This window comes from Arcobacter vandammei (assembly GCF_016106035.1).
GTDB classification, from domain to species: domain Bacteria; phylum Campylobacterota; class Campylobacteria; order Campylobacterales; family Arcobacteraceae; genus Aliarcobacter; species Aliarcobacter vandammei.
The window spans coordinates 17572-42003 of the sequence record NZ_JADKPZ010000006.1 but is presented as its reverse complement, the minus strand read 5'-3'; the positions used below and the strand labels follow the sequence as shown (position 1 = coordinate 42003).

Annotated in this window: 24 protein-coding genes; 23 read left to right on the top strand and 1 reads right to left on the bottom strand. The window is 27.4% G+C overall.

Going from position 1 to position 24432, the window contains the following annotated elements; all coding sequences use genetic code 11:
- The first annotated feature begins 7 nt into the window (after positions 1 to 7).
- The 23 genes from IQC44_RS04505 to IQC44_RS04395 all read left to right on the top strand — a co-directional run bounded on the left by IQC44_RS04505 (position 8) and on the right by IQC44_RS04395 (position 23746).
- Complete coding sequence (locus IQC44_RS04505) at positions 8 to 1483, top strand: flagellar hook-basal body complex protein (protein WP_198305163.1); 1476 nt, start codon at positions 8 to 10, stop codon at positions 1481 to 1483.
- Between the two features lie 76 nt (positions 1484 to 1559).
- Positions 1560 to 3632: a flagellar hook-basal body complex protein gene (locus tag IQC44_RS04500; protein WP_198305162.1), complete on the top strand. Its 2073-nt coding sequence runs from the start codon at positions 1560 to 1562 to the stop codon at positions 3630 to 3632.
- Positions 3633 to 3691: 59 nt separating this feature from the next.
- Complete coding sequence (locus IQC44_RS04495) at positions 3692 to 4021, top strand: hypothetical protein (protein WP_198305161.1); 330 nt, start codon at positions 3692 to 3694, stop codon at positions 4019 to 4021.
- A gap of 11 nt (positions 4022 to 4032) precedes the next feature.
- Entirely contained in the window at positions 4033 to 6030 is a 1998-nt protein-coding gene (locus IQC44_RS04490; RefSeq protein WP_198305160.1) for a tetratricopeptide repeat protein, read from the top strand.
- A 66-nt stretch (positions 6031 to 6096) separates the two neighbouring features.
- Complete coding sequence (locus tag IQC44_RS04485; RefSeq protein WP_198305159.1) at positions 6097 to 6408, top strand: flagellin; 312 nt, start codon at positions 6097 to 6099, stop codon at positions 6406 to 6408.
- 9 nt (positions 6409 to 6417) lie between these two features.
- Positions 6418 to 7284, top strand: coding sequence for a FliM/FliN family flagellar motor switch protein (locus IQC44_RS04480; RefSeq protein ID WP_198305158.1), 867 nt, complete (start codon positions 6418 to 6420; stop codon positions 7282 to 7284).
- Between the two features lies 1 nt (position 7285).
- Positions 7286 to 7588 (top strand): hypothetical protein, encoded by a 303-nt coding sequence (locus tag IQC44_RS04475; RefSeq protein WP_198305157.1) that lies wholly within the window; start codon positions 7286 to 7288, stop codon positions 7586 to 7588.
- A gap of 3 nt (positions 7589 to 7591) precedes the next feature.
- Complete coding sequence (locus IQC44_RS04470) at positions 7592 to 7969, top strand: hypothetical protein (protein WP_198305156.1); 378 nt, start codon at positions 7592 to 7594, stop codon at positions 7967 to 7969.
- A complete protein-coding gene (locus IQC44_RS04465) occupies positions 7953 to 8348 on the top strand; it encodes a hypothetical protein (protein ID WP_198305155.1) in 396 nt (131 codons plus the stop codon). Before IQC44_RS04470 ends, IQC44_RS04465 begins: the two co-directional genes overlap by 17 nt.
- The gene (gene flhF, locus IQC44_RS04460) at positions 8345 to 9487 is read left to right on the top strand and encodes a flagellar biosynthesis GTPase FlhF (RefSeq protein WP_198305154.1); all 1143 of its coding nucleotides are present in this window, start codon (positions 8345 to 8347) and stop codon (positions 9485 to 9487) included. The genes IQC44_RS04465 and flhF overlap by 4 nt, the downstream gene beginning before the upstream one ends.
- Positions 9472 to 10308 carry a P-loop NTPase gene (locus tag IQC44_RS04455; protein WP_198305153.1) on the top strand — a complete coding sequence of 279 codons (837 nt, stop codon included), beginning with the start codon at positions 9472 to 9474 and terminating at the stop codon, positions 10306 to 10308. Before flhF ends, IQC44_RS04455 begins: the two co-directional genes overlap by 16 nt.
- Positions 10309 to 10361: 53 nt before the next feature.
- A complete protein-coding gene (locus IQC44_RS04450) occupies positions 10362 to 10691 on the top strand; it encodes a hypothetical protein (protein ID WP_198305152.1) in 330 nt (109 codons plus the stop codon).
- Between the two features lie 9 nt (positions 10692 to 10700).
- Positions 10701 to 11006 carry a flagellar hook-basal body complex protein FliE gene (gene fliE, locus IQC44_RS04445; protein ID WP_198305151.1) on the top strand — a complete coding sequence of 102 codons (306 nt, stop codon included), beginning with the start codon at positions 10701 to 10703 and terminating at the stop codon, positions 11004 to 11006.
- 15 nt (positions 11007 to 11021) lie between these two features.
- Positions 11022 to 11486: a flagellar basal body rod protein FlgC gene (gene flgC / locus IQC44_RS04440; protein ID WP_198305150.1), complete on the top strand. Its 465-nt coding sequence runs from the start codon at positions 11022 to 11024 to the stop codon at positions 11484 to 11486.
- Between the two features lie 9 nt (positions 11487 to 11495).
- A complete protein-coding gene (locus IQC44_RS04435) occupies positions 11496 to 13538 on the top strand; it encodes a flagellar hook-length control protein FliK (RefSeq protein ID WP_198305149.1) in 2043 nt (680 codons plus the stop codon).
- Entirely contained in the window at positions 13538 to 14287 is a 750-nt protein-coding gene (locus tag IQC44_RS04430) for a flagellar biosynthetic protein FliR (protein ID WP_198305148.1), read from the top strand. The genes IQC44_RS04435 and IQC44_RS04430 overlap by 1 nt, the downstream gene beginning before the upstream one ends.
- Positions 14288 to 14297: 10 nt before the next feature.
- Positions 14298 to 15347 (top strand): flagellar biosynthesis protein FlhB, encoded by a 1050-nt coding sequence (gene flhB / locus IQC44_RS04425; protein WP_198305147.1) that lies wholly within the window; start codon positions 14298 to 14300, stop codon positions 15345 to 15347.
- Between the two features lie 3 nt (positions 15348 to 15350).
- Positions 15351 to 17348: a tetratricopeptide repeat protein gene (locus IQC44_RS04420; protein WP_198305146.1), complete on the top strand. Its 1998-nt coding sequence runs from the start codon at positions 15351 to 15353 to the stop codon at positions 17346 to 17348.
- On the top strand, positions 17345 to 18649 hold the full coding sequence (fliI, locus tag IQC44_RS04415; RefSeq protein WP_198305145.1) for a flagellar protein export ATPase FliI: 1305 nt from the start codon (positions 17345 to 17347) through the stop codon (positions 18647 to 18649). The genes IQC44_RS04420 and fliI overlap by 4 nt, the downstream gene beginning before the upstream one ends.
- Positions 18646 to 19779, top strand: a complete 1134-nt coding sequence (flgL, locus tag IQC44_RS04410) for a flagellar hook-associated protein FlgL (protein ID WP_198305144.1) — start codon at positions 18646 to 18648, stop codon at positions 19777 to 19779. The genes fliI and flgL overlap by 4 nt, the downstream gene beginning before the upstream one ends.
- Before the next feature lie 16 nt (positions 19780 to 19795).
- Positions 19796 to 21910: a flagellar biosynthesis protein FlhA gene (gene flhA, locus IQC44_RS04405; RefSeq protein WP_198305143.1), complete on the top strand. Its 2115-nt coding sequence runs from the start codon at positions 19796 to 19798 to the stop codon at positions 21908 to 21910.
- A 66-nt stretch (positions 21911 to 21976) separates the two neighbouring features.
- Complete coding sequence (locus tag IQC44_RS04400; RefSeq protein WP_198305142.1) at positions 21977 to 23164, top strand: MFS transporter; 1188 nt, start codon at positions 21977 to 21979, stop codon at positions 23162 to 23164.
- 18 nt (positions 23165 to 23182) lie between these two features.
- Entirely contained in the window at positions 23183 to 23746 is a 564-nt protein-coding gene (locus IQC44_RS04395; RefSeq protein ID WP_198305141.1) for a flavin reductase family protein, read from the top strand.
- Between the two features lie 30 nt (positions 23747 to 23776).
- Here IQC44_RS04395 and mscL read toward each other — a convergent pair whose 3' ends face one another.
- Positions 23777 to 24208: a large conductance mechanosensitive channel protein MscL gene (gene mscL / locus IQC44_RS04390; RefSeq protein WP_198305140.1), complete on the bottom strand. Its 432-nt coding sequence runs from the start codon at positions 24206 to 24208 to the stop codon at positions 23777 to 23779.
- Between the last annotated feature and the right edge of the window lie 224 nt (positions 24209 to 24432).

Sequence of the window (24432 nt, the reverse complement as noted above, 5' to 3'; positions counted from 1 at the left end):
ATAAAAGATGATAGGTGCTTTGTGGAATGGAATGTCTGGAATTATATCTTATGAAAAAGGTATTAATGTTGAAGCAAATAATGTAAGTAATGCTAATACATTAGGCTTTAAAAAAGATACTATAACTTTCGAAGATGTTTTATATACACAAAGATATGGTAAAGGTGTATCAACAAGCAATATTTCAAAACAGTTTGAACAAGGAAATTTACAACCTACAAAGTCATCTACTGATGTAGCTATGTATGGAAAAGGATTTTTTGTAGTTCAAGATAGTACAGGACAAAAATTTTATACAAGAGCTGGAAATTTTATTCAAGCAGAAGATGGTTTACTAAAAAATCATGATGGCTTGAATGTTTTAGGAATTAATCCACAAGAAAAGAGGGTAATAAGTTCAGATTCTTCTGAACAAATGTTTACAAATGAGTATTTAAAAAATATAAATTCTATAAGTATAAGCTCAAATAGTACAGTTTACAATATCAATGCAAGAACAACTAACTATGTTGATAGTGCTAAAAGTGATGATATTTTAAATAGCGGAAATAATTATAAAACTTCTAGTTCTAAAGTAAATGATGTAGAAGCAACTTTAAGTGATTATAATCAAAAATTAAAACTTTTTCAAACAAATCCAAATGCAGTTTCTAGTAATTCAACAAGTCAAATCTCAAATGTAGATTATTCAAGAGTAGTAAATGATTTACAAGATGAAAATGACTTTATAAGTATTAGTATAGATAATTATGTAATTAGAGAGAATTTTGATAAAGATATAGCTACAACTTTAAATAATTTATCAGATAGAATTTCCAATATGCAAGGTTTTTCGTCAAGTGTAGATACAGCAACGGGTGTTTTTACTATTGAAAGTTTAATTCCTGGTAAAGAGTTTAAAATTTATGATGCTATGATAAATGACAATATAAGTAAAAGTGAAGTTAATACTACTACAGTAGAAGTAGCAAAACAAGGAACAGGTTTAGGAATGGTTGAATCTTCAAGAGATGCACTTAAAAAAACCTTAGAAAATGCAGATGCAAAGTTTATGGAGATTACTAATGTATTATCATATGGTGGAAATTCTATGCCTACAAGTACAATAGATACTTTATTAAGTTCTTTAAGCTTGGTAGAAGATGCAAAAGGTACTATTAGTATAAATGATGATGGTTTTATGTTTGTAAGTATTGAAGGAAATGATTTCTTAGTAAGTAGAATAGGAACAGTAGGCTTTATAAATGAAGGTGGTTTAAGAGCTGAAGGTGGAAATTTATATTCAGCTACAAGAGAATCAGGGCTTCCTACAAATGCAGATGGTTCAAATAATGTGGTTTCAAAATATTTGGAAAATGCAAATGTTAATTATACAGATACACTAACTTTACTTATGGCATATCAAAAAGCTTATGAGGCAAATTCAAAATCTATTACAACATCTGATGATTTTTTACAAACAGCTATGAATATGATTAAATAGAGTTTATATATTTGTACTAAAATTAGTATAAATATATGAACTTTAAGTTCATTAACCTTAAAATAAAGGACACAACATGATCGGAGCATTATGGACAGGAATTTCAGGATTGTCTTCACAACAAAAAGCTTTGGATAATGAATCAAATAATATAGCAAACGTAAATACAGTTGGTTATAAATCGTCAAGAATCTCATTTGCAGATCAGATGTATCAGAATAAAATAGGAAAAGGATCAATAGTACAAGATGCTGAAAAACTATTTGTTCAAGGGAATACAAAAATCACAGGTGTAGAGTATGATATGATGCTTGAAGGTGATGGATTTTTTACAGTAATAAATAAAAATACACTGGGAACTGCTGAAAGTTTTTATACAAGAGCTGGAAACCTAAGAATGGGTGATAATGGAACTCTTCAAGATGCTGGTGGGAATGAAATACAAGGTTGGATAATGAGTCCAATAGATGCCACAAAAGATGTAACAAGCACAAACCCAAATACAAGTGTTTTCACAAATGAATATAATAAAATGTTGGGTTCAAAAATCATTAGACATGGAACTTATGTAGAGACAATAACAGCAAAATCTACAGATTATAATACAACAGCAAAAACAGATTCAACAACAGTGTTTAGCGGAGATGGAGCAAAAAGTAAATCTTCAAAAGTATCAGATATAGAAGCAGCAATAAAAGATTATAACTCTTGGCTTCAAAAATTAAAAGAAGAGCCAGATGCAAGTTCTGCAAACTCAATAGCTCAAATATCACAAATAGATTTTAAAAGTGGTACAGATTCAGTAATCGGTAAAGATGGAGATAGAGTAAAAGTAGTAATAGATGGACAAACAATATCTCAAAACTTTATTGTAACAAAAGCTACTCAAGGATTTATGGAAGAGCTTTATGCTGGATTAACTGCTGCTGAAAGAACAGCAGAAGGATTAGTAGACCCAACAGGAACATTGAGTGCTGCTGAAATAGCTGCATATGATAAAGCAGCAGGGAAAATAGAGACATATAAAGCATTAGCAGATTTAATCTCAAATTCTTTGCCAGTAGAAGCAACAATGGCAATAGATGGAGGGGAGACAGGAGCATTTAATATAAATGAGTCTTATAAAAGCTCAACATACCTAAAAGATATGATGAAAGGTATAATAAATATAAAATCTTTGATACCAGGGACAGAGTTTAAAATAACAGAAGTAAGTGAACAAAGTGGAAATCAAATAGTACAAGGGAATTATCAATCAACATCTTTGGCTTCAAAAGGTTCAGGAATAGCAGCATTAAATACATCAAAAGATGCATTATCAAAATTAATTACTGGTAAACAGCAAGATGTTTATACTCCTATTGATTTAGGGATTGGTACAAATACAGCATTTAACTACTCTATTAATATTTATGATAAAGAAAAAGGTTTAAATATACCAATTCCAAATGATAATGCTAATCCACCACAAGTTGTTCCTGTAACTCTTACTGGTATTACAAGTATTGATGATGCAGTTACACAAATAAATTTAGACCCTGAAATATCAAAACATATAGAAGCTAGAAATGTAAATGGAAACTTAGTAATTCAAACAAAAGATAGTAACTATGATGTAGAGTTTAGTGGAAATATGATTACTACAACTCCAGCAACTCCAACTCCAATAGAAGTAAATAAAGATTATTCAGGAAGAGAAGGGGCAGGGGCTGAGTTTTTAGAGATAAAAACAAAAGTAGATCAAACAGCATCAAAAGATAGTATTCAATTAAGACTAGATACTTTAAATATCTCTGATTCTCCATTTGGTGAGTTCTCTGTTGATAGTACAGGATTAATTACTATGAAACAAGATGGTGCAGAATATGCTATAGGACAAGTTGCAATTGCAAGATTTAATAATAACAGAGGGCTAGAGCCACAAGGAAATAACCTTTTTGCAAAAACAAGTGAATCAGGTGATGCAATCTATAATATAAATAATAATAAGATGGCAGAAGTAAGAGGATCAGCACTAGAGCTTTCAAATGCAGATTTAAGTGAAAGCTTGGTAAATTTAATGATATTCCAAAGAGCATTTGAAGCAAATGCAAAATCAATAACAACTTCAGATGAGTTGTTAAATACACTTATTAACTTGAAAAGATAGTTAAAAATTTAATAGAAGAGTTAGCTCTTCTATTAAAAAATTAATTTAGGAAATTATTTTTGGAGAATTTTTTATTAATAGCCGTTTTAGGTATATTCTTACTCTACTTTTTCTCAACAGCAAGTATTTATAAATCTTTATATAAAAAAGTAAATGAAGAAAAAAATATTATACAAGAAGATATGGCAAGACTTGAAAGCATTATTGATAGATATGAAAAACAAGTAAAAATTAGTGCTAATACTTTAAAAACAAATCAAGGAAATTTGGAAGTTGCAAGAAATGATTTACAAGAAGTAAGAGTTGAAAATATGAATCTAAAAAATAGAGTAGAAGAGCTAGAAAGACGAAATGAAGAGCTATATGCTCAAGTAAATGTAATGGTTTAGGTTTTGATTATATGAAATTTATATATAAAATAGTTTTAGGTTTTTTCTTATTTATAAATATTTTATATGCAAATAATGATTTAATAGAGTCTCAACCAGAGATACTATTTCAGTTTGAAAAATTAAAAAAATCTCAAGAAAATTTAGCTTTACAAGTTGATTTTAATAAAGCTGTACTTCACTTGAATAAAAAAAAGTATGAAGAGGCAATTAGGCTTTTTTTAAAAACAGCTAAAATTCTTGAAGTTCCATCTTACCTTAATATGGGAATTGCTTATTATAAATTAAATCATATAGATAAAGCAATATTGTATTTAAATAAGATTTATGAAAATGAAAATATTGCAAAAACTCAAAGTTACTCATATTTATCTGCTTGTTATTATTTGTATCAAATTTCAAAAGATAATAAATACTTAGACACAATTGTAAGAGTTGCACGAAAGGATAAAAATTTATCTAGTAATTCAAAGCGAATGTTAGCTGATACTTATGTGATTTTAAAAGATTATGAAGCAGCTTTAGAAGTTTTAAATACAATAGATTTTAATGTTGATTTAAAAAAAGCACTTTTAAATATAAAACTTAAAAATTATGAAAAAGCATCTTTGCTTTTAAATCAAGCAAAAAATAGTACTCAAAACCCAAATACAATAGATAAAATTTTGTGGTTTAATGCTTTTGTAGATTTGAAATTAAATAAGCTAGATAAATTAAAAGAGACTTTAGATGAGATAAATAAAAGAAAATTAACTTTTAAATCAAATCAAGAGTTACCTTTGGAGATGTATTTTAACCAAAGTAAATTTACATCAAGTGAGTATCTAAACTCTGTTTTGAATTTTGATAGTGATAGAAAAATTGATTTTCTTTTCTATTTTGCTCCATTTGTTTTTTCTGATTCTCAAGAAATTATTTATGATAGTATAAAAGGTTTTATCTATAGTGATAAGGATAATATTCTAAATTTAGAAGGAATGGTTGAGTATAATGCAAAGTTTTTAGCTTTGGTAAAAGGTGATCCAATTTTAAGGGTTGCAAAGCTAAAAGAGATGTTGAAAGATGATACAAAATCCTATATTTATTATAATTTAGCTCTATCATATGCCCAAATAAATGACTATAACAATGCTTATAAATATTTTGAAAAAGCATATAAACTTCATCCAGGAAATAAGCTATATTTAGCTTTATATTTAGTCTCTGCAAATAAAGTAAATGCAACAATAAGAGATAAAGATTATATTGAAAATTCAATGAAATCTAATCTAGGGATGTACAATTATTTTGGAAAAGAAGTATATAAACAGTTTGTAAATTCTCAATTTATTTTTACTGATAAGCCAGAAAATTTTGAAAATACAATCTTTTTTCAAGCAATGGATTTCTTAAAAGCAATGGAAGAGAAAAAAAATTTAGTTGCTCATCCTCTTTTAAATGAGTATATAAAAGACCCATTTACACTTTTAATTAGACTTGTTCAAAGAAAAGCAAAAGAGAGTGATTTTGATTATTATGCAAGGCTTCAAGATACAATACCTTTAACTTTAAATAACTATTTTTTGGAAGGTCCTTTGGTTGTTACAAAATATTATATAGATATTTTGAAATCTTTGGGAATATTTAATAAAGCTGATATGAAAATAATAGGTGGAAAATCTCCATCTTATCTTAGAACAAAGGCTATTAGAGATTTGCACTATAATCTTCCAAATGAGACAATTAAGACTTTGGAATACCTACAAAATGAGTATAATTTAGAAGATAAATATACTATGTATTTAATTGTTGCAGCACTTCTTGAAGCTGGGAGATACAATGATGCTTCAATTCAAATAACACTTATAAAATCGCTTTTAAATGACCATGATGCTGATTTTTTAACAGCCATTCAACTAATTCAAGATTTAAAGATATTTGCTGCTAAACAGTTTTTAAATAGACCCTATTTAGACTCTCTTATAGATTTTAGACTTGTTGGCTTTGATGAGTATTTAGAATCTTTATAAAATAGCTAATTTATTTAATAATTTTTAGATATAATAATCTACAATAGATATTTTTGGAGGATTATTATGCAAATTAGTAAGATAGCAAATATAGATAATGCAAGAGAAAATGTGTTAGAAAAAAATCAGAAATTACAAGAAACTAAAACAGAGTCAAAAATAATCAATAAAGACGAATATAAAAAAAGTTTAAATGAAGAGATAGCTGATAAAAATGAAGTTATTTTGGATAATATCACTTTTGGTTACAATAAAAGCTCAAGAGATTTTTTTGTAAAAGTAACAAGGGGGGATATTGAAAGAAAATTCCCAACAGAAGATATGATGAGATTAAAAGCTTATTTACTAGAAGAGCTAGAAAAAAATAATAATATATAAGGCAAAAACTTGGCATCAGATTTATCTAATATTTTAAAAGAAGAGTTAGCAAATACATTAGAGCAACTTTTAGGGAAAAAAGCAAAAGTTGATAGTGTAAACCCTTTTGAAGCCTCAAAGTTTGAAGGGGAACAAGTAATATTTTGTGAATCAAAGTTTGATTTTAAAAATATATCTTCTTCTATCAAATTTTATATTCCAACAAAAAGTGCTACAAATTTTGAATTTTTAATGCTTGGTGGAATGGGCGATTTAAAAGATACTTTAGATGATGAAACTTTAGATGCTTTAAATGAGATTGTTTCAAATGTTTGTGGAAGTTTTTGTACAGTTTCAAATGCACAAGGATTTTCTGATATTGGAAGTGTGAAATTTGAAATAAAAGATAAAAATATTTCAGATATAGCCAATGTTTCAAAGCAAAATAGTTATGAATTTGGTGTTGATTTAGATGGCTCAAATTATCCTATTATAGTATCTTTTACAGATGAAATATCGCCATATTTTTCTCAAATAACAGGTGCAACATCAAAGGCTAGTTTAGTAGAAGAAGAGCCAAAGCCAAAACAAATAGCACCTATGATACAAGCATCTAGTTCTGTTCATTATGTTCCTAAGAATTTAGAACTTTTACAAAGTGTAAAACTAAAATTAAGTGTAAGATTAGGCACAAAAGTAGTTTTATTAAAAGATATTTTAAGATGGGATGTGGGAGAGATTATAGAGCTTGAACAGATGGTGAATGAACCTTTAGAAGTTTTAGTAAATGGTGTAAAAATTGGTGAGGGTGAGGCTGTTATTGTTGAAGGAAAGTTTGGTTTAAAAATAAAACGAATTGGAAATGAAGAGTTAAAACTAGCTCAAATAGGATTGTAAAATGGAAATAAGTAGCAATAATTTAATCAACAAAGATATTTTAAATACAAAAAAATTTGATGGATTAAAAACAGATAATATCGAAGATGAACAAAAATTAAGAGAAATAAGTAATGATTTTGAATCATTCTTTCTAAACCAAATTATGGATGTATCTTTAAGAAATACAAATATAGCAGGAGAAGAAGCTGGTAGCGATATTGTAAAAAGTATGTACATTCAAGCTATTGCAGATAATTCTTCTGGTACTTTTGGAATTAGTGATATGCTATTTGATTTTTTAAGTAAAAACAACAAAGGATAAATAATGATTGAAAATGTTATTTTGCAAATGAATTTAAAAATTGATAGTTTAAAAAATTCTATAAATGAAGATATTTCTGATATAAAAGTTGCTAATCATGAGAGTTTATTAAAAAGAAACGATATGAAACAAAGATTAATAGAAGATATTATTTTAAGTAAAGCAGAATTAAATAAAGAGTTAATAAAAGAGATTGAAAAAGGTGTTGATGTAAATATTTATAGATCAAAAGTAGATTATTTAGAAAATAATTTAAAAGAGCTATATGAGTTAAATAAGAAATTATCTAATATAGTTTTACCTATTCAAAATATGTATAAAGAGTTAGTAACTGAGTTTAGTAGTGTAAATGGAGGAAGAATATTTGATATTAAAGCTTAGTTTTTTAAGTATTTTATTAAATATTACACTTTTTGCACAAAATGTTTTAGTTGCAAAAAGTCCTATTAAATTAAATGAACAAGTTACTTCTTCAAAACTTATTTCAAAAGATATTTCAAATGTAAATAAATCTTGTGAAATAGTAACATTAAATGACATATCGAATGAAATTTATATTACTACACACTATATAAATAAAAATACGGTAATTTGTAAAAAAGATATAAAGAAATTTCAAGATGAAACAATAGTTTTTAATTTTGGTGGTCTTGAAATAGAGAAAAAAGGGAAAATAATCTATGAAAATAGTGAGTTTATTAGATTTAAAAACCTTGATGGAACAATTGAGCAAATATATAAAGATGGAAGATTAAAATGAATATGCTCTCTTTCTTAGGAGAAACACCTACAATCGCACTAGCATTGGCTCAAAAAGAGTGTGGTGAAGATGCTATTGTAATATCAACAAAAAAAGTATCAAATGCCCTGGAAAATGGGAAAGATATGTATGAAATTGTTGTTGCTGTTGAAGAAAATAGTAAAACTAAAGAGAAAGATAAGCCATTAATTAGTAAAAAAGCTGTTGAAACTTATGGTGGAGCAAAAACTTACGATTTTAAAGAGGAGATTTTAAAAATGCAATCTGCACTAGAGCAGGTTCAAAAATCTCTTTGGAATCCTAAAAGCCAACTTTATGATTTAACAATTCCTCCTGAATTTGCCTCTATGTATAATATTTTTGAACAAAATGAGTTCGATGCTGAGATGACTTATACTATTATGAAAAAAACTATAAAGCAACTTCCTTTGGCTTTTAAATCAAACCCAAAAAAAATAGATGACTTTTTTAGATTAATTTTAAGAAGAGTAATTCCTATAAAACATGAAGTTCCTCTAAGAAGATTTCAAAGAAAAGTTATTATGATGGTAGGACCAACAGGAGTTGGAAAAACTACAACTATTTCAAAACTAGCAGCACGATATGCTTATAAATTAAATCAAAATTATAAAGTTGGAGTTATTACTCTTGATTCATATAGAGTTGGAGCAATAGAACAGCTTCAAGCATATACAAATATTATGAGGCTTCCTTTGGAGATTGTAAGAAATCCTGAAGATTTTTCAGAAGCTTTATTAAGATTAAAAGATTGTAACTATATTTTTATTGATACAGCAGGTTCTAGCCAATACGATATTGATAAAATTGAGCTTATAAATGAGTACCAAAAAAGAGTTGAAGAGCTAAATATTGAAAAAGTGTTGGTTCTTCCTGCAAATGTAAAATATAGTGATTTATTAGAAATATATAAGACTTATACAAGATTAGGAATTGATTATTTGACTTTTACAAAACTTGATGAAACAAAAAGTTTTGGTAATTTAATCTCATTTTCACATAAAACAAAGAAATCTATTACATATTTTTCTATTGGACAAAATGTTCCAGATGATTTGATTGTTTCTGATTCAAATTTTTTGATCGATTGTTTTATGAATAATAGATGTATAAGAAGATAGATTTGTATAATAATATTTCATCACAAGCAAGTAAACTTGTGGAAATGGCAAGTAGAGTAAAAAAAAACTCTTATAAAACAAAATTAATAACAATAACTTCTGGAAAAGGTGGAGTTGGAAAATCTACAATTACATCAAATTTGGCACTTTTATTGAGTCAAAAAGATTATAAAGTTGCTGTTTTAGATGCTGATATTGGTTTAGCAAATATGCAAGTTTTATTTGATGTAAAGCCACAATATAGCTTTTTTGATTATATTGAAGGAAAAATTAGTTTAAAAGAGACAATAACAAAAACACCTTATAATAATATCTCTTTATTTGCAGGTGTTAGCTCCTCTTCATATAGCTCATTTAAAAATAGCTTTGTTTTTTCAAATTTTATAGATGATATTTTAGCTTTAAATAGTTTTGATTTTTTGCTAGTTGATACTGGAGCTGGATTAAATGATTATGTAAAAGAGTTTCTAGCTATTTCAGATAATATTTTAGCGATTACTTCAATGGACCCTAGTGCATTAACTGATGTTTATGCTTTGATGAAAATGTTATCTTTGAATAAATCTAAATTAATGTTATGTTTTAATCATACGAAAACATACCAAAGTGGAGAGAATATTTCTAACTCTTTAATATCTTTAGCGAAAAAAAATAGTTTAAAATCAGATTTTATGGTAAAATATTTAGGAAATATTTCAAGTTGTTCAAATATTGCAACAACAAGTAGGCTTAGAAGAGTATTTGCAAATGAATTTAAAAATGATGAAATTACTTTGCAAATGGAATTGGTGCTTAGAAATTTATTATTAAATATAGAGTAAAGGGCTATTTTGCAAAAACTATTTTTTTGTTATCTTTTTGTTGTTGGTAAGAAATGGTAATAGAGAGATTTTCGCAAAATTTAATGAATAGTGGACTATTCAAAACCTATATTGCTACTGGTTTTTTTGGGACATTACTGTTTTTTTTATTTAATTCTGAACTATTTACTCCAATGGAAATGCTAGTTGGAGTTGTATTCTTTACCTTACTTTTGAAAGGTTTGAGCAATATTATGGTATCATTAATTATTAGCCTATTTAGTTTAGAAAATAAAAGAAAAGAGTTTGATTTTAAATATAATGAAGATAAAATAAATTCTATGTTAAACGAACTTGTAGTTAAAGATGTTATCGATTCAAACGATAAAGAAAGTAAAAATTAGGAGTAAAATATGAATATATCATCAATTATAAACTCTTTAAATGATGTAAAACTTAACCAATCACAATTAAATCAACAAGAAGTTTCAAATAATTCAATCTCTTTTCAAGAGATGCTAAATGATTCACTAGAAGAGTTAAATAGCGAACAAATTGAAGGTTACAAAGCAATGGAAGGTATAGCAACAGGAAAAGTTTCGAATCTTCAAGAAGCAGTTCAAAGAATTGAAGAGGCTGAATTATCTCTAAAATTAGCACTAGAAGTAAAAAATAAAGCAATTAGTGCATATAGAGAAATTACAAGAATGCAAATTTAGTAAAAGGGGTAAATTATGGGTTTTTTTGATGGATATAATGTTTCAAGCTCTGGAATGTCAGCTCAAAGAACTAGAATAAATGTAGTAAGTGCAAATATTGCAAATGCAAAAACAACTCATACGCAAGAGGGTGGTCCTTATAAAAAACAACAAGTTGTTTTTCATGATATTTTACTTTCAAATTCTAATAAAAAAACAAACTCAAATGAAGTTGAAATAACAAATGATAAGAATTCGGATATAGCTTTAAGAGGAGTTGGTGTTAAATCAATCGTTCAAAGTGATGCAAAACCAGTTTTAAGGTATGATCCAACTCACCCAGATGCAGATGAAAAAGGTTATGTTGCATATCCTGATATAAATCCAGTTATTGAAATGGTTGATTTAATCGAAGCTATGAGGTCTTATGAGGCTAATGTAAGTGCATTTAATACTCATAAGTCAATTGACTCTAAAACTTTAGAGATATTAAATGCATAAGAGTAAAAAATGAATGCTATAGATATTTTTATACAAGAAGGAACTAGTTTAGATAGTGGATCTTCTCTTTTAGGTGGTCAAAAAGATGAAAAAACAGGTATGTCTCTTTTTGATTCTATTTTAAAAAGTAGTATAGATACAAAAGCACAATTAGATATAAATATTGAGACTAAATCTTCAAATAATTTAAAAATGGTAACAAATGGTATGGAAAATATAACTACAACTATAGGTTCTAGTTCTCTTTTGGATAAGATGTTAATTGAAGCAAAAGAGTTAATATCAAATGGTGAAGTTGTTGATACAACTAAAGAAAATATAGATGAAAGTACACAAAGCAATCCAAAATTTTTAGATAGTTTAAAAGATGCTATTTTAGATTTAGATGAAAGTAAAGAAGTTATTTTAAAAACTGAAACTAAAGCTGAAATTAAAACAGATTCAAAAGTAGATTTAACTCAAGATTTAAAACCTCAAACAGATAGTTCAAGCTCTCTTTTGGATAAATTAGTAAGTGATGCAAAAAAAGATATTTTAGTAAAAGATACAAATAACTCTTTAGTAAGTGAAAATAAGAATTTATTAAGTGAAGAGATTAAGTCTGAAATAAAGATAGAAGATAAATCAGAACTAAAACTACAAACAGATAGTTCAAGCTCTCTTTTGGATAAATTAGTAAGTGATGCAAAAAAAGATATTTTGGTAAAAGATACAAATAATACTCCAAATCAATCAATTCAAATAGTACAAGAAACTTTAGAACAAGAAGCTACTATTATTCAAACGAATGTAAAAGATGAGGTTGTTAAAGTTGAGAATTCTCCAACAGCTCTTCTTGATAAATTAATTAGTGATGCAAAAAACAAAATAGTTGAAGATAAGAATAATCTAAATGAGCAAAAAACTACACAAACTTCGCAAGTTATTGTTGATGTAGGAGATAAAGAGATAGTTTCAACAACAACTATACAAAGTGATATTGTACTTGATGAAGCAAATGGTGTTATAAAAAATGAAGCAACAATAAAAAATGATGAAAAAGTTATCATTTTAAATACAAAACCAATAGAAGTTTTAAATGGTGTAGAAAATAATATTATTGAGCAAGTAGAAGAACAAAAACCAAAATCTCTTATGGATGCTTTAATTCAAAATAGTATGAAAAAGCAAGAGGAGTTTGTAAATAAAAATATTGACTTAACACAAGTTGATAAGCAATCAAAAGAAGTTGTTTCAAATATCTATTTAGGTGAACAAAAAAACCAAATAAATACACAACTAAATTTTAATAAAACAGAAGCTATGAAGCTTTTAAAAGATGGTGCTAGTTTAGAAGATATTCAAAAAAGTGCAGCTATTTTAGATTTAGATGCAAATGGAGTTGATGTTGAACAAACTACAAGCTTAGATGAAGTAATTAAGAAAAATAATTTAAGAGATTTAAGTGATAAAAAAATTATTTTAGATAGTTTATTAAATGAAAAAAATATTAGAAGTGTTGATGTAAGAAATTTAATCACAAAATCAGTGGAAGCAAGTGCAGCTTTACTTGAAAATAGCTTAAATATTGAAGAAGATAAGCTAGTAAATGTAAACTCTCCATTATCGTTTAATATTCAAACAAAAATTATTGGTGCAAGACAGCAGATGACAAATATGATGTCAGATATTGCAAGACAAATGTATGAAAATTATAAACCACCTGTTACTGTTTTTAGAATTAATCTTCATCCTGAACATTTAGGAACTATTGCTATTATGATGAAAAGTGAAAGAAATAGTGATGTTTCTATTAGTATGAGTGTTAGTAGTCAAGCTACATTAGATGCTTTAATGGAAAATCAAAATCTACTTAGAAATTCACTAAATAAAACTTTTGATGAAAATACAAAGTTTAATCTTGATTTTAATTCTGGAGAGAAAAATCAAGATGGAAATCAACAACAAAAACAAGAAGAACAAAGAAATCAAGATGAACATATTGATACACAAACAATTTTGAAACTTCAAGAAGAGAATAAAGAAATTGATGATAAATTTGATTATATGTAATGGAAGCATTAATATCTTTATTGGATGAAACTGTACTTTTTCAGTTTCTACTTTTATTTGCAAGAGTTCTATCCTTTACAGCATTTATGCCAATTTTTGGACATACTGCTGTTAGTGCTAGAATTCGAGTCTCTTTAGCTTTATATATTACATTTTTTATCTATCCTTTGGTTGAAATACAAGGAAATATTAATCAAGATAATTTCTTACTTTCACTATTTTCAGAAATTACTCTAGGTTTAGTTGCTGCTATGTTTATAAATATTATTTTTTCTGCAGTTAGAATTATTGGAGAGTTTGTCGAGTATTCAACAGCACTATCAATGGCTATGATGTTTGACCCAGCAACTGGTGGACAAGAGGGTTTAGTTTCAAAAATGCTCTCTTGGATAGCAATAGTTTTATTTTTTCAAACAGGAATGTATGAGATGACTTTAGTTATTTTAGTAAAAAGTTTTTCAATGATACATCTAGGTAGTTTTGATATTTTCTCTTACAATGGTATTCAATTAGCTATTGATGAGATAAAAAGAATGTTCGCTTTTTCTTTTGCCTTTGCTTTACCACTGTTTTTTATTGGTTTTATTATGGATGTTTATTATGGTTATGGTACAAAATCAATGCCAGCATTTTCACCTTTTATAATCACTTTTCAACTTAAATTTGCACTAATTTTTGTATTCTTAATTTTAGGAATGGAAATTTTTGCAGATGCTTTTACAAACTATTTTATAGATAAATTTCAATAAGGCTTAGTTTATGGCAGATGATGAAGAAAAAACCGAAGAACCCACATCCAAAAAGATAGAGGATGCCAAAAAAGAGGGGAATGTAGGTAAATCAACAGAAGTTGTTGGAGCTGCTATTTTACTTTTTGGTTCTGTTTATTTGTTATTTTTCTCAACTTTTTCTCTAATAGAGATTAAAAAACTAATGCTTTTTTCATATAGCTTTATTGGAAGCGAAATTGATGGGAATTTATATTATGTTATTGTATTTACAATAGGAATGACACTATTAAAGGCTTTAGCACCAATATTTTTATTAGTTTTTATTTTAGTTTTAGCTGGAAATTGGATGCAATTTGGTTTTGTATCTGTTCCTTTGAAGTTTGACTTACAAAAACTTGACCCTATAAAAGGTTTTAAAAATATTTTCAGTCTAAAAAAACTTTTGGAAGCCTTGAAATTAACAGCTAAATTGACAATTATTGTAGCTGTTATGTTTTTACTGTTTTCTTTAACCTATAAAGATATTTTATATATGATGAATCAAGATACTAATGCAACCTTACAAACAATAGTAAACCTAAGCATAATTTTTATTATGACAATTCTTTTTATTATTATTATTTTTGCTATAATGGATTTTTACTTTACAAAATTTTATTATATGAAATCCTTAAAAATGAGCAAACAAGAGATTAAAGATGAGTATAAAAATATGGAGGGAGATCCTCAAGTAAAGGGAAGAATTAGAAGAATTCAGATGCAAATGGCACAAAAAAGGATGATGAGTAGTGTTCCTAGTGCTGATGTTATTATCACAAATCCAACACATTATGCTGTTGCTTTAAATTATGATAATACAAAAAATAAAGCCCCTTTAGTTGTTGCAAAAGGGATAGATTTTATAGCTTTAAGAATAAAAGAGATAGCAAGGGAAAATGATATTCCAATTATTGAAAATCCTGCACTTGCTAGAAGTTTATTTGAACAAATTGAAGTAGATAAAGAGATACCTAGTGATTTTTATAAAGCTATGGCTGAAATTTTCTCTTATGTTTATGAATTAAAAAGAAAAAGGTAAAATTTGAAAATATTATTAGGTTTATTTATTTTTTTAAATCTTTTAAATGCACAAAAAGATTTCTATTATAGTTTTATTGATTCAAATGGAAAACAAATCTCAGAAGAGACGAAACAGACAATAAGAGATGGTTTTGATATTTTGGAAAATATTAGATACCTTTCAAGAAATGATAAAATAGAAGAAGCATTTACACAAATAAAAGAGTTAAAAGAGAAAAATAAGCTTAAAATTTTAACTTCAGATATTATTGTTTTATACTCAGAATTAGCTTTAAAAAAAGATAATAAAAGACTTTTGCTTGATGCAAGTGATGAGCTAGAAAAAGCTATAAACTCTTCTCAAATAAATGAAGCTGATTTACCACATGCTTATATGCTTTTGGTTGATTTAAAATTATCTGTAAATAAAATTGATAATGCTAAATATTTTGCACAAATAATAATAGATAATTTTGATAATAATTTTACAAAAACTTATGGAAAAATAGCACTGGCAAAAGTTTTTAAATATCAAAAAGATTATGGAAGATCAGCATCTTATTTATATGAAATTTTATCAACAACAAAAGATAAAACTATTGCTACTTTGGTTGCTGATGAACTTTTTGATGTATATGTTTTATCAGGTGATATGAAAAAAGCAAATGAACTTATAAGCCAAGTTTTAAAGACAAATGTAGAATTTTATGCAGTTGATACATATTTAGCAAATAAAAAAATAAATAAACTTTTAAAAGCAAATATGCCAGAACATGCTTCTGAAATTTTAATTGAGCTTTTAAATACAACAACACAAGAAGAGCAAATAGAAGATTATAAGTATAAATTGGCAAATACATATATGCGAATGTATGATAAGACAAACTACTATTTAGAAAAGGCAAAAGAGCTATATAAAGAGATTATAAATGATTATGAAAATGGTTTATACTCAAAAAATTCAGCTATGTATTTAGATGAAATTTTAATGAGACAAGGTGTTATTGCACCAAATGTTATTGCTCAAAAATATGAAGATAGTGAAGAGATGCAACAAAAGGCTTTATTACAAGAGTTGATGATTGATAAAAGAGATAAGAAGTATGAAAATATCTTAAAAACTCAAGCAGTTTATAAAAAAATATCAAATGAAATAGCAAAAAGATTTGGCTACAAAAATATGGATGAAATTTTTAGTGAGATTGATTTAGAAATTATAAAAGATAAGATACAAAGAGGAGAATGCTCAGAGTTAAGTACAATTTTACAAAATGCAAAGAATGAGACTTTTGAAAAAATTATTGAAGATGAAACACTAAAATATAGCTTTTTTGAGTGTTTGGTTGAAACATCAAATGACAAAACTTTTTATCAGTTAAAAGATATTTTTAATACAAGTAAAGATGCAAATATATATTTATATCTTGAAAAAATGGCACTTTCTTTGGATAAATTGGATGAGGCATTTGATTTTTCTGCAAAAGTTGAAATGCTAAATGACAAAAAAGCTTTGGCAAATGAGTTTATAATAAGATACCAAATAAATAAGGCAAAAGATAATCCAAATTTTATGGAGAAATTTTTTATTTATGCAAATTATAATCCAGAATATATAAAACAAAGTGAGAATAGTCCAGCTCTTATAGATTTTTATCATGATTATTATTTGTATTTAACATCAAAAAATAAGATAAAAGAGGCAAATGATATTTTAGAAAAGCTATATTTTAAACAAAAAGATTTTAAAGCTTTTGTGTATTCTCCTTTTGTAGAGATGGAACTAGCAAGAATTTCTAAAGAAAATGATAATAAAAATCGTGCATTAGAGCTACTTTTAGGAGCTTTAGAAAATGCTAGAAAAATTCTTCCAAATGATGAAGTTAAAATATATTATGATATTTTGAGTTTATATGATAATTTGGGAAATAAATCAAAGAAAGAAGAGTATTTGAAAAAATGTAAAAAAGTAGAAAATACACAAGATAGTCTTTATAAAAAAATGTGTGATGAGATGAAATGAATATAGATGATATTTTAAATAAAATAGACCCAACAAAACTTACAATTGCTTTTGGAAGAATTACTCATATTTCATCAATTACTTTAACAGGAACAGGGCTTGAAGTAGCTGTTGGAGATATTGTAAGAATAGAATCAGTTCAAAAACTTTATAGTGTTTTAGGAATGGTTACTGTTATTGAAGAGTCAAATTTTATTATAGTTCCATTTTCTTTTATTGATGGATTTAAAATAAATGACAAAATATTTTTGCAAAGAGATGGCTTGACTATTAAGTGTGGAAATGGTCTTTTAGGTAGAGTTGTAAATGCTTTAGGTGAACCAATAGACGGAAAAGGAAAAATAAGAGATGTTGATAGCAATGAACCAATCAACAAAGTTTCAATGTCGCCTTTGGATAGAGGAATAATAGATAAAAAATTTGCAACAGGTGTTAAACCAATAGATTCAATGCTAACTTGTGGAAAAGGTCAAAAAGTTGGTATTTTTGCAGGAAGTGGAGTTGGAAAATCAACACTAATGGGAATGATTGTAAAAGGTTGCGAAGCTACTATAAAAGTTGTAGCACTAATTGGAGAAAGAGGAAGAGAAATCCCTGAGTTTATCCACTATAATCTTGGTGGAAATTTGGAAAATACAGTTTTAGTAACAGCAACTTCTGATGAATCAGCTTTAATGAGAAAATATGGAGCATTTACAGCTATGAGTATTGCAGAATATTTTAGGGATAAAGGGCATGATGTACTACTTATGATGGATAGTGTTACAAGATTTGCAATGGCTCAAAGAGAAATAGGATTAAGCACAGGAGAACCACCAGTTAGTCGTGGTTATCCACCTTCAGTTTTTGCTCTTTTGCCACAACTTATGGAGAGAGCTGGAAATAATCAATTAGGTTCAATTACTGCATTTTTTACAGTTTTGGTTGATGGAGATGATTTAAATGACCCAATTGCAGACCAAAGTAGGTCTATTTTAGATGGTCATATTGTTTTAACACGAGATTTAACAGAGCAAGGTTTCTATCCACCTGTAAATATCTTAAAATCGGCATCAAGGGTAATAGATAAAGTTATTACAAAAGACCAATATAATGATTTTTTAAAGTTAAAAAGAGTATTATCATTAATAAAAGAGAATGAAGTTTTAGTAAGAGTTGGTGCATACAAACCAGGTATGGATTTAGAACTAGATGCTGCAATGTCAAAAAAAGATAAGATTAGAGAGTTCTTAACACAAGGTTCTCAAGAGATAGTATCTTATGATGATATGTTGCAAAAATTTAAAAAGGCTTTAGAATGATTAGTCAAGTTGAACAAACAATATACAGAATAAATAATCTTGATAAAACTCAACAAAAATTAAATTACCAATTAGGTACAAAACAACAGTTGGAAAATGGTAGTGATGATTCCGTTTTATTTGGAAGAATAACTTCTGCTCAAAATAAAGTTAGAACTTTTGATGGAATTAAAACTTTAGTTGAAAGAACTGAAGTGCAAAATAATATGTCAGATTCTAGTTTAAAAGAGGTAAAAAATCTTTTAACTTATGTTAAATCAGAACTTATGAAAGCAAATACTGATACAACAGGTGATGCTGGCCTTAAATCAATAGCAGTTGCACTTGCAGGAACTAGAGAGAACTTATTTACTTTAGCAAATACTCAAGTTGAAGGTGAATATCTATTTAGTGGAAGTGATTCAAGTATTAAACCTTTTGTGAAAGATGCTGCTGGAAATATATCTTATGTTGGTGATAATAAATTAAGAAAAATAGCAGTTGAAGAGGGTTCTTATAGAGAAAGAGGTGTAAATGGTTTTGATGCTATGATGTTTACATCTTCGGTTGCATATCAAAATTCGACTTTAACTTTTGGTGCAAAAGATAGAATTTTAGACCAAGATGGAAATGAGTGGAAGCTTGATACTGCGACAAATATTTTAACTAAGTATGATTTAGATGGAAATATTACAAGTGATACAATTTCGGCAACTTATGATGCAACAACAAAAACATATAGTTTTACAACTCCAAATACAAATGGAACAATGTTTGAAGCAAAAACAAATATTTTTGATTTAATGACAGATGTTATAAATACTTTAAATATGGTTGATGAGACAGGAAATCCAATTTCAAGAGAAGATGTAAGAGCAAATTTAACAAAACAAATTGATTCTATTGACAAAACTTTTGATAGTTTAAATGTAACTCATGCAGATTTAGGAGCAAAAAATAAAGTATTTGAAACAGCTTTGGAATCTGTTACATCTAAATTGAATCAATATAAAAAACTTGAAGAGGCATTAAGTAGTGCAGATTTAACAGAAGTTTCAATCAAAATTAAAGCTTTGGAACTTACATATACAGCTATGTATTCAACTGTTGCAAGAACTAATGAACTATCATTAGTTAATTTTATGAGATAGATAATTTAAGTAATCTATGAAGTTTGATTTAAGGAGCTTTTTCTCTAGGGATTTAATAGCAGTTGCATTGTTTTTATCAATGCTTGCTATTATCATAGTTCCTTTAAATCAAACAGCAATTGACTTTTTTATATCACTTTCTCTTGCTATTTCGTTTTTAATACTTTTAATTTCACTTTATATACAAAAACCAGCAGATTTAACCACATTCCCAACCTTACTTTTAATCCTTGTTATTTTTAGATTATCACTTAGTATTGCCACAACAAGGTCAATTTTGAGTGAAGGACATAATGGTCCTGATGCTGTTAGTACTATAATCTCTGCATTTGGGGAGTTTGTTGTTGGTGGAAATATGGTTATTGGAGTTATTATATTTATTATTTTAGTTCTTATTAACTTTATGGTTGTAACAAAAGGTGCTACAAGGGTTGCTGAGGTAACTGCAAGGTTTACACTTGATTCTATGCCTGGTAAACAAATGGCAATTGATGCTGATTTAAATGCTGGATTTATTGATGATAAAGAGGCACAAGAAAGAAGAAAAGCACTTATTACTGAAGCAAATTTCTATGGAGCAATGGATGGGTCATCTAAGTTTGTAAAAGGTGATGCAATTGCAGGTATTATTATTACAGTTGTAAATATCATTGGTGGGCTAATGGTAGGTATTTTTCAACACGATTTATCAATAGATGAAGCTGGAGAGATTTATACAATTTTAACTATTGGAGATGGTCTTGTAACTCAAATTCCAGCACTTTTAACATCAACAGCAACAGCAATTATTATTACAAGGTCAAATACAGATGAAGAGAAATTTGCTTCAAAAGCTGTTAATCAGTTAATCAAAGATAGTAAATCTTTAATTTTAGTTGGTGTTGGATTAATTTTATTTGGATTTGTTCCAGGTTTCCCTACTGGAATTTTATCAACAATGGGTATTATGATGATTGCTATGGGATATACAATTGTTATGATAGAAAAAGGTGATGATAATTCAATTACAAGAATGTTCAAATCAAAAGATGCAAAACCAAAAGTAAGTGGAAAACCAGAAGATTTAAGAGAGAAGAAAAAAGCTGCTACTGTTCCTGATGAGAGCCAAAATATTGAAAATATTATGAGAATGGAAGTTCTTGAGCTTAAACTAGGAATTAGACTTTTACAACTTGTTCAAGGAAATTCTGAGCTTCTTGATAAGATTAAAGCTATAAGAAAAACAATTGCAGCTGAACTTGGATTTATTATTCCACAAATTAGAATTTCAGACGATTCAACTTTAGGTGCAAATGAGTATGTATTTAATCTAAAAAGAATTCCAATAGCAAGAGGAAGAGTTGAAGTAGATAAACTCCTTGCTATGGGTGGTTTAGGAGAAAATTTAGCAGGTCAAAAAGTAAAAGAACCTGTATTTAATATTGATGCAATTTGGATAAATTCTGATCAAAAAGATGATGCTTTGATGAAAGGTTTCACAGTTGTTGATGTTCCTTCAATTATCTCAACTCATATATCAGAGATTATAAGAAGACATGCTGAAGATATAATTACAAGACAAGATATTGTTGATATTGTTGATAGATTGAAAAAAGATTTCCCAATTGTTGTTGAAGAGGCTATGAAAGTTACATCTTATGGAAGCTTGTTAAAAGTTTGTAAAGATTTACTTCATGAAAAAATTCCAATTGTTGATATGCTAACAATCATTGAAGCAATTGCAGATATTGCAGAGTTTACAAAAGTACCAGAAATATTGCTAGAACATGTAAGGTCAAAACTATATAGACTTATTACTCAAAAATTCAAAGATATAGATGGAGTTTTACATATAGTTACAATAAAACCAGAGCTTGAACAACAATTTATTAGTAAACTTCAAGAACATCACGGAGTTTCTCAACTAATGCTTAGTATTTCTGAAATTAATAATCTTGTAACAAAAACAAAACAGCTTTTAGATGAAGTTGAGAAAAAAGGATTTACAAAAGTTGCAATGGTTGTTGATCCAGTTTTAAGAAAAAGAGTTTCTGAAATTTATGAAAAATTTGGTCTTTCTATTCCTGTTTTATCTCATGCTGAACTTGATTCAAAAGCAAATTTTGCTATTGAAGGAACTTTAGAGTTCTAAAATTTAATTTATACTTTTTTATACTCTATTTAAACTAAATATTTATACAAATTTTTAAGGATTTTTTTGAAAAATTATATTGATTTTTTGAAAGATAAACCAATTATAAGAGGTTTATCTTTGGTTAATTTTATAGCATCTTTTGGTGCTTGGTTTTCTACTGTTGCTATTTATACTATGGTTGTTGATTTTGGTTCAAGTGAGTTAGCAATTGCTATTGTTACAGCTATGCACTTTTTACCAGCAATTCTTATATCTCCTTTGAGCGGAGCAATTATTGATAGAGTTAAGATAAAACCTCTTATGGTAACTTTACTTTTTATAGAATTATCTATGACAGCTTGTTTTTTATTGGTTTCAAATGCTAGTGATTTATGGATGCTTTTAATCTTTATTTTTATTCGAATGAGTGCAGCATCTATGTTTTTTTCAAGTGAAATGTCTCTTTTAGCAAAATTATCTAGTGGGAAAGAGCTTCAAATGGCAAATGAAATTCAATCGATAATTTGGTCATTTACCTATGCAGTTGGAATGGCAATAAGTGGTTTTGTTGTAAATTTATATGGAGCAAAAACAGCAATTTTGATTGATGTTATTATTTTTGTACTTGCTTTTATGGTTTTTGTTCAAATAAAAATAGATCTCGAATACAAAAAAGTTGAAGAGAAAATCCTAGAGTTGATGCTAGATGGATTAAGATATATCAAAAATAACAAAATCATCTTACACTTAATTTTCCTTCATGCAAGTGTAGGGCTTACATCTTATGATGCTTTGATTACAATTTTGGCTAAAAATGAGTATAAAGAACTAATAGCTGTTCCTCTTGCAATTGGTTTGTCAAATAGTGTAAGAGCGGTCGCACTTGCAATTGGACCAATGATTTTAAATAAAATAGTAACAAAAGATAATTTGCACTATCTTTTAACTTTTCAAGGTCTTACAATAATAGTTTGGGCATTTGCTCAAAGTAATTTTTATGCCTCTTTGGTGGCTTTGTTTTTTGTAGGATTTAGTACAGCTTTTCTTTGGTCATATACTTATGCACTTTTACAAAATAGATGTGATAAAAAATATATAGGAAGAGTAATATCTTATAATGATATGTTTTTTATGTTGGCAAATGTTTTAACAACCTTATTTATAGGAAGTATGGCACATATTACAACTACAACTATAATTACAATATGCTTAGGTGTTGCATTTTTACTTTTTGCTCTTTACTATACTAGAATAAAAACTTTGATAGAATAGAATTTAAAAGGAGAAATAATGATTTTAGATTATAAAGATATAAATGATTTAGATAGATACAAAATAATGTCAGGAAGTATAGTTCCAAGACCAATAGCTTGGATAGTAAGTGAAGATGATGGAGTTTTAAATGCCGCTCCTTTTTCTTATTTTATTCCAATTTCAACAAATCCAGCACTGGTAATCGTAGCAATTGGAAAAAAAGATGATGGAAGCCCAAAAGATACTTTAGCAAATATTCTAAAAAATAAGAAAGCAACAATTTGCTTTCCAAATATTACAAATTATGAACAAGTTCAAAAGTGTGCGGTTCAACTTCCAAAAGAACAAAGTGAAATAGATAAGTTTGAAATAGAAGTAAGAAAAGAACTTGAAACTTATCCACCAATGATTTGTTCAACTCAAACAGCACTTTTTTGTGAATATTTTGATACTTACAAAGTAGATGGGGATACAACACCTATTATTTTAAAGATTAATCATCAATATATAGAAGATGATAGAATAAATGAGAGAAATCATACAAAAATAGAAAGCTTAGGAAGAGTAGGGGTTACTTTTAAAGCTATGGTTGATTTGTAAGATATAAAATAGGAAAAATTTCCTATTTTATTATTTTAATTCACAATTTCCGCAGTGTCCACATTTTTTTGCAGCTACTGGAATATCCATAGCACAATCATTACAAACCTTTGTTGTAGGTGCTTCTACTTGCTCACCTTTTAATTTGTTATAAGATTTTATAAACATAAATACAACAAAACCTAAAATTAAAAATGAGATTGTATCATTCATAAATACACCAAATTTAATAGCAGGTGCTCCAGTAGCCTCAAGAGCAGCTAAATTATCATAAGAGTTTCCATCTAATGGAATAAATAGTTGAGAAAAATCAACTCTTCCAAGTAAAAGCCCAATTGGAGGCATTACAACATTTTCAACAAGAGATTTTACAAATGTAGCAAAAGCTGCTCCAAATATAAATCCAACTGCCATATCAACAACATTTCCTGAAATCAAGAATTTTTTAAACTCTTTTAACATAAATTTTCCTTTCAAATTTTTTTGCAATTATATATAAAATAATATTTAGAAGTAATAAGTTAGGTTATATTACAAGTATTAAAGAGAAAATTCTAATAAATTTTAATAATTGTTATCGGTTTTACTTAATTTTAAGTTTATTTTATTAACATTCCATCAATTTTTATCAATATTGATAATAATTATTAAATAGTTTTTCTCCTAAAACTATTTAGAAATTTTAT

What these genes read in the sequence shown, in the direction of transcription:
- IQC44_RS04435 (WP_198305149.1), top strand. Translation starts at nt 11,496, where the DNA reads ATGAATGCTATAGATATTTTTATACAAGAAGGAACTAGTTTAGATAGT.
- IQC44_RS04475 (WP_198305157.1), top strand. Translation starts at nt 7,286, where the DNA reads ATGGAAATAAGTAGCAATAATTTAATCAACAAAGATATTTTAAATACA.
- IQC44_RS04430 (WP_198305148.1), top strand. Translation starts at nt 13,538, where the DNA reads ATGGAAGCATTAATATCTTTATTGGATGAAACTGTACTTTTTCAGTTT.
- flhA (WP_198305143.1), top strand. Translation starts at nt 19,796, where the DNA reads ATGAAGTTTGATTTAAGGAGCTTTTTCTCTAGGGATTTAATAGCAGTT.
- IQC44_RS04450 (WP_198305152.1), top strand. Translation starts at nt 10,362, where the DNA reads ATGGTAATAGAGAGATTTTCGCAAAATTTAATGAATAGTGGACTATTC.
- fliE (WP_198305151.1), top strand. Translation starts at nt 10,701, where the DNA reads ATGAATATATCATCAATTATAAACTCTTTAAATGATGTAAAACTTAAC.
- flhB (WP_198305147.1), top strand. Translation starts at nt 14,298, where the DNA reads ATGGCAGATGATGAAGAAAAAACCGAAGAACCCACATCCAAAAAGATA.
- flgL (WP_198305144.1), top strand. Translation starts at nt 18,646, where the DNA reads ATGATTAGTCAAGTTGAACAAACAATATACAGAATAAATAATCTTGAT.
- IQC44_RS04395 (WP_198305141.1), top strand. Translation starts at nt 23,183, where the DNA reads ATGATTTTAGATTATAAAGATATAAATGATTTAGATAGATACAAAATA.
- IQC44_RS04490 (WP_198305160.1), top strand. Translation starts at nt 4,033, where the DNA reads ATGAAATTTATATATAAAATAGTTTTAGGTTTTTTCTTATTTATAAAT.
- fliI (WP_198305145.1), top strand. Translation starts at nt 17,345, where the DNA reads ATGAATATAGATGATATTTTAAATAAAATAGACCCAACAAAACTTACA.
- IQC44_RS04455 (WP_198305153.1), top strand. Translation starts at nt 9,472, where the DNA reads ATGTATAAGAAGATAGATTTGTATAATAATATTTCATCACAAGCAAGT.
- IQC44_RS04470 (WP_198305156.1), top strand. Translation starts at nt 7,592, where the DNA reads ATGATTGAAAATGTTATTTTGCAAATGAATTTAAAAATTGATAGTTTA.
- mscL (WP_198305140.1), bottom strand. Translation starts at nt 24,208, where the DNA reads ATGTTAAAAGAGTTTAAAAAATTCTTGATTTCAGGAAATGTTGTTGAT.
- flhF (WP_198305154.1), top strand. Translation starts at nt 8,345, where the DNA reads ATGAATATGCTCTCTTTCTTAGGAGAAACACCTACAATCGCACTAGCA.
- flgC (WP_198305150.1), top strand. Translation starts at nt 11,022, where the DNA reads ATGGGTTTTTTTGATGGATATAATGTTTCAAGCTCTGGAATGTCAGCT.
- IQC44_RS04505 (WP_198305163.1), top strand. Translation starts at nt 8, where the DNA reads ATGATAGGTGCTTTGTGGAATGGAATGTCTGGAATTATATCTTATGAA.
- IQC44_RS04485 (WP_198305159.1), top strand. Translation starts at nt 6,097, where the DNA reads ATGCAAATTAGTAAGATAGCAAATATAGATAATGCAAGAGAAAATGTG.
- IQC44_RS04500 (WP_198305162.1), top strand. Translation starts at nt 1,560, where the DNA reads ATGATCGGAGCATTATGGACAGGAATTTCAGGATTGTCTTCACAACAA.